Origin of the sequence: Mycobacterium ahvazicum (assembly GCF_900176255.2) — a bacterium.
GTDB classification, from domain to species: Bacteria; Actinomycetota; Actinomycetes; order Mycobacteriales; family Mycobacteriaceae; genus Mycobacterium; species Mycobacterium ahvazicum.
The window spans coordinates 1,652,565-1,664,517 of the sequence record NZ_FXEG02000003.1; the positions used below are offsets into that span (position 1 = coordinate 1,652,565).

General features: G+C 66.4%; 10 protein-coding genes and 1 tRNA gene. 1 reads left to right on the plus strand and 10 read right to left on the minus strand.

Annotated features, from left to right (window positions below; genetic code table 11):
• Positions 1-5 precede the first annotated feature (5 nt).
• From MAAFP003_RS20345 to argS, 10 genes are all read right to left on the minus strand, one after another.
• The gene (locus MAAFP003_RS20345) at positions 6-659 is read right to left on the minus strand and encodes an L-threonylcarbamoyladenylate synthase (RefSeq protein ID WP_096289568.1); all 654 of its coding nucleotides are present in this window, start codon (positions 657-659) and stop codon (positions 6-8) included.
• Positions 652-1,497, minus strand: a complete 846-nt coding sequence (prmC, locus tag MAAFP003_RS20350; protein WP_096289569.1) for a peptide chain release factor N(5)-glutamine methyltransferase — start codon at positions 1,495-1,497, stop codon at positions 652-654. Before prmC ends, MAAFP003_RS20345 begins: the two co-directional genes overlap by 8 nt.
• Entirely contained in the window at positions 1,494-2,567 is a 1,074-nt protein-coding gene (gene prfA / locus MAAFP003_RS20355; protein WP_096289570.1) for a peptide chain release factor 1, read from the minus strand. The genes prmC and prfA overlap by 4 nt, the downstream gene beginning before the upstream one ends.
• Before the next feature lie 101 nt (positions 2,568-2,668).
• Complete coding sequence (gene rpmE / locus MAAFP003_RS20360; RefSeq protein WP_096289571.1) at positions 2,669-2,911, minus strand: 50S ribosomal protein L31; 243 nt, start codon at positions 2,909-2,911, stop codon at positions 2,669-2,671.
• A 229-nt stretch (positions 2,912-3,140) separates the two neighbouring features.
• Positions 3,141-5,027: a transcription termination factor Rho gene (gene rho, locus MAAFP003_RS20365; protein WP_096289572.1), complete on the minus strand. Its 1,887-nt coding sequence runs from the start codon at positions 5,025-5,027 to the stop codon at positions 3,141-3,143.
• A 268-nt stretch (positions 5,028-5,295) separates the two neighbouring features.
• Positions 5,296-6,231: a homoserine kinase gene (gene thrB / locus MAAFP003_RS20375; RefSeq protein ID WP_096291291.1), complete on the minus strand. Its 936-nt coding sequence runs from the start codon at positions 6,229-6,231 to the stop codon at positions 5,296-5,298.
• 11 nt (positions 6,232-6,242) lie between these two features.
• Complete coding sequence (gene thrC, locus MAAFP003_RS20380; protein WP_096289573.1) at positions 6,243-7,325, minus strand: threonine synthase; 1,083 nt, start codon at positions 7,323-7,325, stop codon at positions 6,243-6,245.
• Positions 7,322-8,647, minus strand: coding sequence for a homoserine dehydrogenase (locus MAAFP003_RS20385; protein ID WP_096289574.1), 1,326 nt, complete (start codon positions 8,645-8,647; stop codon positions 7,322-7,324). The genes thrC and MAAFP003_RS20385 overlap by 4 nt, the downstream gene beginning before the upstream one ends.
• Positions 8,648-8,649: 2 nt before the next feature.
• Complete coding sequence (gene lysA, locus MAAFP003_RS20390; RefSeq protein WP_096289575.1) at positions 8,650-10,068, minus strand: diaminopimelate decarboxylase; 1,419 nt, start codon at positions 10,066-10,068, stop codon at positions 8,650-8,652.
• Positions 10,065-11,729, minus strand: a complete 1,665-nt coding sequence (argS, locus tag MAAFP003_RS20395; RefSeq protein ID WP_096289576.1) for an arginine--tRNA ligase — start codon at positions 11,727-11,729, stop codon at positions 10,065-10,067. Before argS ends, lysA begins: the two co-directional genes overlap by 4 nt.
• 124 nt (positions 11,730-11,853) lie before the next feature.
• On the opposite strand from argS, the gene MAAFP003_RS20400 reads away from it, so the two are divergent.
• Positions 11,854-11,929: transfer RNA gene (locus MAAFP003_RS20400), tRNA-Arg, on the plus strand.
• Positions 11,930-11,953 lie beyond the last annotated feature (24 nt).

Consider the following 11,953-nt stretch of genomic DNA (forward strand, 5'->3'; position numbering starts at 1 on the left):
CGCCGCTAGGCGATCAACCGTCCCGGGTCCATTCCAAGCACGTCCGCGATGCGCTCGACGCTTACCGGTCCGGCGCGCAGCAGGTGCGGCGTCTCGCCGGTGAGGTCAACGATCGTCGAGGCCGCCTGCTGCTGTGAGGGTCCCGCGTCGAGATAGACATCGACGAGATCGCCGAGTTGGTCACGCGCCTCGACGGCGTTCACCGCCGGCGGGCGACCGGAGACATTGGCGCTGGACACCGCCATCGGCCCGACCTCGCGCAACAGCTCGATCGCCACCGGGTGCAACGGCATCCGCAGCATCACCGTGCCACGGGCATCCCCGAGATCCCACTGCAGCGATGGCGCTTGCGCCACAACCAGACTCAGCGCACCTGGCCAGAACGCGCGGATCAGTTCGCGGGCCCCGTCCGGCATCGTGTAGACCAGGCCCTCAATGGTGTGCCACGAACCCACCAGCACGCCGACCGGCATGTCGCGCCCGCGGCCCTTTGCCGCCAGCAGCGCGGCCACCGCGGTGTTGTCGAACGCGTCGGCGCCGATGCCGTACACGGTGTCGGTCGGCATCACGACTAGTCGTCCACCCTTGAGCGCTCCGACAGCCGAGCTAATTCCAGCCGAACGCTGTTCGGGCTCAGCACAATTGAACACCTCAGTCACGGGCGCTCCTACACGCGGTCACGAATCTTGGCCGGCCGGTGAGATCTTGCCGTGCCCGGACGTCTTCGAAAAAACCTGTGCATTCGATTAATTCGACAGTCCGCGACGAGGTGGTGTCGTCGTGCTCGACGGCGAATACGCCGCCGGGACGCAGCCAGCGTCCAGCGAGGTCCACCACCGCGCTGATCACGGTCATGCCGTCCGGGCCGCCGAACACCGCGTGCGCCGGATCGTACTGAGCGACTTCGGGGTCCAACGCAACGTCATCCGGCACGTAAGGCGGGTTGGCCACGACCAGGTCGACTCGTCCGTCCAGCTCGGGCAGCAGACCTTGCTCGGTGACGTCGGCGCGGACCAGCTCGACCGCGGTGCCCTCCACGTTTCGCCGGGCATAGTCCAGGGCCGCATCGGAATCGTCGATGGCGATCACCCGCGCCGTCGGCCGATGCCGGGCCAGTGCCACCGCCAACGCGCCGGATCCCGTGCACAAGTCGACGATCACCGGCGCTGCGTCGAGCCGCCGCGCGACGGCCCACTCCAAGATGGCCTCGGTCTCCGGGCGCGGGATGAAGACTCCGGGGCCGACGTGCAGCAGGACCGGCCCGAACGCCGCGGTCCCGGTCAGGTGTTGCAACGGCACTCGCCGCGAGCGGGCGGCGACGATGTCGTGGTATCGCACCAAAAACTCGTCGTCGATCGACTCAACCAAGGTCAGCCGACCACGCTCGGCACCTGCCACATGAGCGGCCAATTCCTCGGCATCCCAACGCGCAGAATCGATTCCGGCCTCGGCGAGCACCGCCGCAGCAGAGTCGATTGCGCGCCGCAGGACGGTCATGCCTGTTGCAACCGGGCCTGTTTGTCGGCGGCGCTCAATGCGTCGAACAACGCATCCAGGTCACCGTCGAGAACCTGGTCGAGATTGTGTGCCTTGAAGTTGATTCGATGGTCGGCGATCCGGTTCTCCGGGAAGTTGTAGGTGCGGATTCGCTCGCTGCGGTCGACGGTGCGGATCTGGCTGGCCCGGTCCGCCGACGCGTCGGCCGATGCCTGCTCCTCGGCGAGTGCCTGCAACCGGGCAGCCAGCACCTGCATGGCGCGGATCTTGTTCTGCAGCTGCGATCGCTCGTTTTGGCAGGTGACCACAATTCCGGTGGGCAGGTGGGTGATTCGCACCGCGGAGTCGGTGGTGTTGACGCCCTGCCCGCCCTTGCCGGACGAGCGGTAGACGTCGATGCGCAGGTCGCTCTCGTCGATCTGCACCTGCTCGACTTCCTCGGGTTCTGGGTAGACCAACACCCCGGCGGCCGAAGTATGCACACGCCCTTGGGATTCCGTGACGGGGACGCGCTGCACCCGGTGCACGCCGCCCTCGAACTTCAGCCGCGACCACACCCCGTCGGCCGAGTCGCCCTTGCTGGCGATCGTCAGCGTCGCGTCCTTGTAGCCGCCCAGGTCGGAGGTGGTTTCGTCCAGCATCGTCACCGTCCAGCCGTGCCGTTCGGCGTAGCGGATGTACATCCGGGCCAGGTCGGCAGCGAACAACGCCGATTCCTCGCCGCCTTCACCGGATTTGACCTCGAGCACGACGTCGTCGGCGTCATGCGGATCGCGCGGCGCCAGCATGTCGGTGAGCTGGGTGTCCAGTTCGGCCACCCGCGCTTCGAGTTCGACGACCTCGTCGGCGAACGAGTCGTCGTCGGCGGCCAGTTCGCGGGCGGTCTCCAGGTCGTCGCGTGCCGACTCCAGCTTGCGATGCGTGGCGACGATCGGGGCCAGCCGCGCGAATCGACGGCCGGCCTTGCGCGCCTCGTCGGGATTGCTGTGCAGCTCAGGGTCGGCCAGTCGCCGCTCCAGTTCGGCGTGCTCGGCCAGCAGCACGTCAATCGTCTGTACCGGCTGCGTCATTTCACACCTCCTCCCCGGTCCCAGCGAGCTTATTTACCGCAAACGCGAACCGACGCCCGGCCTGCGCAGTTTCGTGCACAGTTCGGGCGTCGGTAAGGCAGCTATTTGTCGGCCGATTCGGCCTTGTCGGTTCCGCCCTTGCGCTTTCCGTAGCGCTTTTCGAAGCGCGCCACGCGGCCACCGCTGTCCAGAATCTTCTGCTTGCCGGTGTAGAACGGGTGGCACTGCGAGCAGACCTCGACAGTGATGTGACCGCCGTCTTTGGTGCTACGCGTGTTGAACGTGTTACCGCAACCGCAGAGCACGGTGGTCTCCCCGTATGCGGGATGAATGTCAGCTTTCATGATGTCCTCTTCGATCGTTGTCGCCCCGGCGCGAACTCCTGGGACCTGAACTGGTCCTCGGGGGTAGTCGACCGTCGATTATGCCAGGTCAACCTACATCAGCCCAAACAGCGAGATACGCCCGCGCATTCCCGGCGGCCGGTACGCCGAGACTGTAGCCACGCAGACACGGATCGGCGTGTCGTCTGCGTGGTTACAGTGTCGCCTCAGCGGTGGTCACGTCGGGACGCTAGTCGTTGTCCATGTTGCCCGGTGTCGTCTTGGACACCTGGACCAGGAATTCGTAGTTGGTCTTGGTCTTGCGCAGCTGCGACATCAGCAAGTCGATGGCCTGGTGGGAGTCCAGACCCGACAGCACGCGGCGCAGTTTGTGCACAATGCCGAACTCGTCGGGCGAGAGCAACAGCTCATCCTTGCGGGTACCGGACGGGTTGACGTCGACCGCCGGGAACACCCGGCGCTCGGAGATCTTGCGGTCCAGCTTGAGCTCGGCGTTACCGGTGCCCTTGAACTCCTCGAAGATGACCGTGTCACCGGTGGACCCGGTCTCGACCATCGCCGTGGCGATGATGGTCAGCGATCCGCCTTCTTCGATGTTGCGCGCCGCGCCGAGGAACCGTTTCGGCGGGTACAGCGCGGTGGAGTCGACACCACCGGACAGGATCCGGCCCGACGCGGGTGACGCGTTGTTGTACGCGCGACCCAGGCGGGTGATCGAGTCCAGCAGCACCACGACGTCCTTGCCCTGCTCGACGAGCCGCTTGGCGCGTTCGATCGCCAGCTCGGCGACCGACGTGTGGTCTGACGGCGGCCGGTCGAAGGTTGAGGCGATGACCTCGCCCTTCACCGAACGCGTCATGTCGGTGACCTCTTCAGGTCGCTCGTCGACGAGCACGACCATCAGGTGGCATTCCGGGTTGTTCTTGGTGATCGCGTTGGCGATGTCCTGCAGGATCGTGGTCTTACCGGCCTTGGGAGGCGACACGATCAGGGCACGCTGACCCTTACCGATCGGCATGATCAGATCGATGACTCGCGTGGTCAGCCGGTCGGGGGTGGTTTCCAGGCGCAGCCGCTGGTTGGGGTAGAGCGGCGTCAACTTCTGGAAATCGGGACGCTTCTTGACGTCTTCGACCGGTCCACCGTTGACGCTGTCCAGGCGAACCAGCGGATTGAATTTCTGCCGCTGGTTGGGCTGCTCGCCCTCTTTGGGCACCCGCACCGCGCCGGTCACGGCGTCGCCGCGGCGCAGGCCGTTCTTGCGCACCATATTCATGGACACATAGACGTCGTGCGGGCCGGCCAGATATCCGGAAGTGCGCACGAAGGCGTAATTGTCGAGGACGTCAAGAATGCCGGCTACCGGTTGGACGACGTCGTCCTCACGCAGTTCGGCCTCGCCACCGCCGCCGCCCTCGCCGGAGCGCTCACCGCGACGCCGGCGGTCGCGGAACCGGCGGCCACGCCGGCCCCCACGGCCGTCGCCGTCGTCATCCTGCTGGTTCGAGGCGCCGCGGCCTTGCTGGCCGCCCGAGCCCTGCTGATCGCCGGAATCTGATCCGCGGTCGTCGTTCTTGGATTCCTTGTGGCCTTGACCTTGGCCACCGTCGCGCTTGTCGGCCTGGTTGCCGTCGCGCTTGTCGGTCTCGCGAGGAGCGGTGCCGTTGCGGCTCTCCGAGCCCTCGCCGTCCGCCTCGTCGGCGGTGCGGGGGGCCGATCCCGCTTCGCGGGAGGCGCCGCGCCGTTCCCGGCGCTGGCTGCCCTCGTTCGCCGAATCCTTCTGTTCCCCTTGGGCAGTCGGTTCTTCGGCGGCAGTTTTCTCTTGGTTCTTGTCCTGTTCGGACTTGCCGGTGTCCTCGGACGGGGTGGCGGCGGATTTGCCGTTGGTCTGTCCCCTGATTTCCTTGATCGCGGCAATGAGTTCGTTCTTACGCATCCCCGACGTGCCCTTGACGCCGGCCTGATTAGCCAGCGCACGCAGTTCGGGCAGCACCATGGTGGACAGGGAGCCGGCCGAAACGTTGGTTTTCACGTCCGGAGTGTCGGTGGTCACGGCGTTCGGCAGCTGATTGCTGTCCGTACTCTCGTCAGCCGTGAACAGGTCCGTATCAGTCACGGATTTCCTTTCTTTCCCTCGCTGATCACGTCATACGAGGGGTTCGTCGCATTCAGCCAAATTGCCGAGTGCACCCAATCATCGACTCTGCAACGGTGATCGCCTGGGATGGCGGAGAAAACGGCGAACCTCGTCCACGAGAAGAATTGGTGTTATCCCAGCGGCAAGGCAGTATGTATGCAGATGCAGATGCTGCGATTGCTGGACGATGCCGAGGATAACCCGCATCTGTGCTCGAAGCAAGCAAACCCCCCGGCGAGCTTGTGGATTAACCAGCGACTGTGACACCCGGGCTCCAGCGAGCCCCTTCGCCGACCGTCACCTCGGTGATCCTGAATCCGTTGGCAACGCCGCAGTCCAACGCCTCCGAAGGCAACTCCGACTCGGTAGTCAATGCGATAACGGACGGACCCGCCCCAGAAAGCGTCGCTGACACATTAAGACGCCGCAGCAGCCGCAGATATTCCGCCGACGCCGGCATGGCCGGGGCTCGTTGCGGCTGATGAAGGACGTCTTCGGTGGCCGCCATCAGCAGATCCGGGCGCTGGGTCAGCGCGACCACCAATAATGCGGCGCGGCTGACGTTGAATCGTGCATCCTCGTGGCTGACCTGAGCGGGGAGCAGTACCCGCGTCTCGGCGGTCGATGACCGCTCCTCCGGGATCGCGCAGAACAGGCGGATATCAGGGTGCAGCGCCAGCGGGACGGCGGAGTAAGCCGGTGCGTCGTCGGCCCGCTCGGTCCACGAAACCACCGCGCCGCCCAGCACCGCGGCCGCGGCATTGTCGGGGTGACCCTCGAACTCCGAGGCCAGCTGGATCAGCTGCGCCTCGCTGAACGGGGCGGAATGAGTTTGCGCGACAAGGCCATTGACCGCGGCAAGACCGCTGACCACAGCCGCCGCGGACGACCCGAGACCGCGAGAATGTGGGATGGCATTGCGACAGCGCACCGCCAGGCCGGGGGCACGGACCCCGGCGGCCTGTAGCCCGCGCTCGATGGCGCGCACCACCAAGTGCTCGGGCCCCAGCGGCACCTGGCCGGCGCCCTCGCCCTCGACCTCGACGACCAAGCCGGAATCGATTGTCTCCAGCACGATCTCGTCGTACAGACTCAATGCGAGGCCGATGGTGTCAAAACCCGGGCCAAGATTGGCGCTGGACGCCGACACCACGGCGCTGGCCACCAGCCCGGCGGGCAGCAGCTGATTCACGACTAGGCCAGCCCGAGCTTCTCGACGACGAGTACAGGATCCACCGGCAACGGGGAAACGCTGGGCACATCCTTCAGCGCCGTGTCGGGGTCCTTCAGACCGTTGCCGGTGACCGTGCACACCACGGTCGACCCGCGGGGCACCCAACCGTCTTCGACAGACTTGAGCAAGCCCGCGATGCTGGCCGCCGAGGCGGGCTCGACGAACACGCCCTCGGATTCGGCCACCAGGTGGTAGGCCGCCAGGATCTCCTCGTCGGTCGCTGCCAGAAAGCGTCCATTGGATTGCTCCTGAGCCGCAACGGCGGCAGTCCATGACGCCGGCGAACCGATCCGGATCGCGGTGGCGATGGTCTCGGGGTTCTTGACGGGTTTGCCGTGCACCAGCGGCGCCGCTCCGGCCGCCTGGGTGCCCAGCATGCGGGGCAGCTTCTCGAACACGCCGTCCTGGTGGTACTCGGTGTAGCCCTTCCAGTACGCGGTGATGTTCCCGGCGTTGCCGACGGGCAGCGAGTGGATGTCCGGCGCGGTGCCCAGCGCGTCCACGATCTCGAACGCGGCCGTCTTCTGGCCCTCGATACGCACCGGGTTGACCGAGTTGACCAACGAGATTGTCGGGAAGTCGGCGGCCATCTTGCGGGCCAGCTCCAGGCAATCGTCGAAGTTGCCGTCGATCTGAATGATCTTGGCGCCGTGCATAACCGCCTGCGCGAGCTTGCCCATCGCGATCTTGCCCTGGGGTATCAGGACCGCGCAGGTGATGCCGGCGCGCGCCGCGTAGGCCGCCGCCGACGCCGAGGTGTTTCCGGTGGATGCGCACAACACGGCCTGCTGTCCGCGCGCCACGGCGTCGGTGACTGCCATCGTCATGCCCCGGTCCTTGAACGAGCCGGTGGGGTTGAGCCCCTCCACCTTCAAGTGGACCGTGCAGCCGGTCTGCTCCGACAGCCGGGCGGCCGGGATCAACGGCGTGCCACCCTCGAGCAGCGTGATCGCCGTCCAGTCTTCGCCGACCGGCAACCGGTCGCGGTAGGCGGCAATCAGACCCGGCCAGGGCTTGTGGACGGCGGTTCGCGGCGTGCTCATATGCTGGTTCCTTCCAGTCTCAGCACGCTTGCCACACTCTGCACGACGTCCAAATCGGCCAGCGCATCAACGGTTTCCGATAGTGCGGCATCGGTGGCGCTGTGCGTGACCACCACGATGCGAGCCCCCACCCGTCGCCCGCCCTCGTCCGCGACGCCTTCCTGACGGACCTCGGCGATGCTGACCTCGCGCTTGGCGAATTCGGCCGCCACCGAGGACAACACCCCGGGCTTGTCCGCGACGTTCATGCTCACGTAGTAGCGCGTGGAGATGAAACCCATTGGTGCGACCGGCAATTGGGCGTATTTCGACTCTTTCGGCCCGCGACTGCCCAGCACCCGGTTGCGAGCGGCCATCACCAGGTCACCGGTCACCGCGGATGCGGTCGGCGCACCGCCGGCCCCTTGGCCGTAGAACATCAGCCGGCCCGCTGCCTCGGCTTCCACCACCACTGCGTTGAACGCGCCGTTGACGGTGGCCAGCGGATGCTCCAGCGGCACCAGCGCGGGGTAGACGCGCGCCGAAACCCGTTGCTGACCATCGTCGGTCGTGATGCGCTCGCAGATCGACAGCAGCTTGATCGTGCAGCCCAACGCATGCGCGGACGCAAAGTCGGCCGGGGTGATCTTGGTGATGCCTTCGCGATAGACGTCGTCGGCGGTCACCCGGGTGTGGAAGGCGATGGACGCCAGGATCGCGGCCTTGGCCGCCGCGTCGTAGCCTTCGACGTCCGCAGTGGGATCGGCTTCCGCGTAGCCCAGCGCACTCGCGTCGGCCAAGGCGCTGTCGTAGTCGGTTCCGGTGCTGTCCATCGCGGACAGGATGTAGTTGGTGGTGCCGTTGACGATGCCGGCCACCCGGACCACCGTGTCACCGGCCAACGACTGGGTGAGCGGACGGATCACCGGGATCGCGCCCGCGACCGCCGCCTCGAAATACAGGTCGACATGCGCGTTTTCGGCGGCCTGAGCCAGCTCGCCGGTCGAGGTGGCCAACAGAGCCTTGTTGGCAGTCACGACCGACTTGCCGTGCTCGAGTGCGGCCAGGATTGCCTTGCGCGACGGCTCGACCGGCCCCATCAACTCCACGACGATGTCGACGTCTTCCCGCGAGACCAGCTCTTCGATGTTGTCGGTGAGCAGTTCAACGGGCACACCACGGTCGTCGGCGACGCGCCGTACCCCGATGCCGCGCAGCGCAAGAGGGGCGCCGACCCGGGCCGCGAGATCGTCCGCACTCTCCTCGATGATGCGGACCACTTCGCTGCCGACGTTGCCCAACCCGAGTACCGCTACGCCGACTGGCTTTGCATTACCCGACACAGTCACCTCACTTCCAGACTCAGCAGATCGTCGACCGTCTCGCGGCGCAGGATCAGGCGGGGCCGCCCATCGCGAACCGCGACCACGGCAGGCCGGCAGATCATGTTGTAGCGGCTCGACAGCGAATAGCAGTAGGCACCGGTCGCGGCCACCCCGAGCAGGTCCCCCGGCCCCAGGTCGCCGGGCACCCAGGCGTCGCGCACCACGATATCGCCGCTCTCGCAGTGCTTCCCGACGATACGGGCCAGCGCCGCCGGTGCGTCGCTGATTCTGGACACCAGCCGGGCGTCATACTGCGCGTCGTAGAGCGCGGTGCGGATGTTGTCGCTCATGCCGCCGTCGACGCTGACATAGCGCCGGATGGCCGTCGTGCTGACCTCGACGTCCTTGACGGTGCCGACCTCGTAGAGCGTGATCGTCCCGGGTCCGGCGATGGCGCGGCCGGGCTCGACCACCAGCCGGGGCGTGGGCAGCCCCACGGCCGCGGCCTCGTTGTTGATGATCGCGCTCAGCTTGGCCGCGAGTTCGGACATCGGCGGCGGGTCGTCGGAGGCCAGGTACGAAATGCCAAGGCCGCCACCGAGATCAACGGTGGATATCTGCGCGGTCTTTTCGACCCCGAACACCGCGACGACCTCCTGCAGCAGGCCGATGACTCGGCGTGCGGCCAGCTCGAATCCGGCCACGTCGAAGATCTGCGAACCAATGTGGCTGTGCAGGCCGACCAGCCTCAGGTGATCGGTCGCGAACACCCGCTCCACCGCAGCCATCGCCGCGCCGCCGGCGACCGACAGGCCGAACTTCTGGTCCTCGTGCGCGGTGGAGATGAACTCGTGGGTGTGTGCCTCGACGCCGACCGTGAGTCGCACGAAGACGTCCTGGACGACGCCGGCCTCCCCCGCGATGGTTTCGAGGCGCTCGATTTCGGTCATCGAGTCTACGACGATGTGGCCCACACCTGCTTTGACCGCGGTCGTCAACTCGGCGACGGATTTGTTGTTGCCGTGCAGGGTGATTCGCTCCGGCGGGAAGTTGGCGTGCAGCGCAACGGCCAGTTCCCCGCCGGTGCAGACGTCAAGGCAGAGGCCCTCTTCGTCGATCCAGCGCGCAATTTCGCTGCACAGGAACGCCTTTGCGGCGTAGTGGACATTGGCGCCGCCGCCGAACGCCGACGCGATCTCTGCGCAGCGGGAGCGGAAGTCGTCCTCGTCGATGACGAACAGTGGAGTTCCGTATTCCTGGGCCAGCTCGGTCACCGGGACTCCGGCGATGACGGCCACCCCGGCATCGTTGCGAACCATGTTGCGCGGCCAGACATTCGGAGCCAAGGCCAGCAGCTCCTCCGGAGACTGCGGTCGGGGCGGGCTGTCCGCGTGACGGATCTCTTCGGCATGCCGGGGACCGGCCGGATGGACGTTCACATTCTCTCCGGGGCGCTGACGCCGAGTATTGCCAGTCCGTTGGCGATAACCTGCCGGGTGGCCTGGCACAGCGCCAGCCGGGCGATGTGCAGGTCCGTGGGTTGTTCGTCGCCCTGGGGCAATACCCGGCACGAGTCGTAGAACCGGTGGTAGTCACCGGCAAGGTCTTCCAGGTAACGGCAGATCCGGTGTGGTTCGCGCAGCGACGCGGCGGTGTCGAGCACCCGCGGAAACTCGCTGATGGTGCGCAGCAGCGCACCCTCCTTGTCGTGGCTGAGCAATTCGAGATGCCCTTCAAAACCGGCACCGCCGGGAATCAGGCCGAGCTCGGCGGCGTTGCGGGCCAGCGCCGAGAGCCGGGCATGCGCGTATTGCACGTAATAGACCGGGTTTTCATTCGACGCAGAGGACCACAGCGCGAGATCGATGTCGATCGCGGTGTCCACCGACGAGCGGATCAGGCTGTAGCGGGCGGCGTCGACACCGAGCGCGTCCACCAGGTCGTCGAGCGTGATCACGGTGCCGGCCCGCTTGCTCATCCGCACCGGCTGGCCGTCGCGCACCAGGTTGACCATCTGCCCGATCAGGACCTCGACGGTGGCGGGGTCGTCACCGAACGCAGCCGCCGCGGCCTTGAGCCGCGCGATGTAGCCGTGGTGGTCGGCTCCGAGCATGTAGATGCACAAGTCGAACCCGCGTTGGCGCTTGTCCAGGTAGTACGCGATGTCCCCGGCGATGTAGGCGGGTTTGCCGTCGCTCTTGATCACGACGCGGTCCTTGTCGTCACCAAAAGCGCTGCTGCGCAACCAACTTGCGCCATCCTTGTCGTAGATGTTGCCGACCGCACGCAACCGGGCGATGGCTTCGTCGACGCGCCCGCTGGTGTGCATCGAGTCTTCGTGGGTGTACACGTCGAAGTCGGTGCCGAATTCGTGCAACGTCTCCTTGATGTGGTTGAACATCAGGTCGACGCCGATCTCGCGGAAGGTCTCGTGCATCTCGGCATCGGGCAGCCCCAGCGCGTCGGGCGCCTTCTGCAACACCTGAGTGGCGATGTCGTTGATGTAGCTGCCGGCGTAGCCATCCTGCGGCGCGGGTTCGCCCTTGGCCGCGGCGATCAGCGAGTTGGCGAAGCGGTCGATCTGGGCGCCGTGGTCGTTGAAGTAGTACTCGCGCGTGACGTCGGCGCCCTGCGTGGAGAGCAGCCGGCCCAGCGCATCGCCGACGGCCGCCCAGCGAGTACCGCCGATGTGGATCGGTCCGGTCGGGTTGGCCGAGACGAATTCCAGGTTGATCTTGGTGCCGGACAGTGTGTCGGAGTATCCGTAGCGGTCGCCCGCGTCGATCACGTCGTTGACGACCTTGGCCTGGGCCGACGCCTCGAGGCGCAAGTTGATGAAGCCCGGTCCGGCCACTTCCGCCGAGGAGACACCGTCGGCGCTGGCCAGCGCCTCGGCCAGCCATCCTGCCAACTCGCGTGGGTTCGCGCCGACCTTCTTGCCCAGCTGCATGGCCAGGTTGCTCGCGTAATCGCCGTGTTCGGGATTGCGGGGCCGCTCCACCGTGACCGTCGCCGGGAGCGCCGACGCGTCGAGGCCATGCTCGGCCAACACCGCGGATGCGGTGGCTTTGAGCAGCTCAGCCAGGTCAGCAGGGGTCACGAGCGTCCATCCTATTGGTTAGCGTGCCTATGCCCCGAATCCATTGGATGTCAGCTCGGCCACCCGGATGCGTTAGTCTGTCCCGGATAGTTTCAAGCCCATCGGCGCAGCATGTATATCGTGCGCCCCCGTAGCTCAGGGGATAGAGCGTCTGCCTCCGGAGCAGAAGGCCGCAGGTTCGAATCCTGCCGGGGGCACCAGGATTTACGCAGGTCAGACGATGT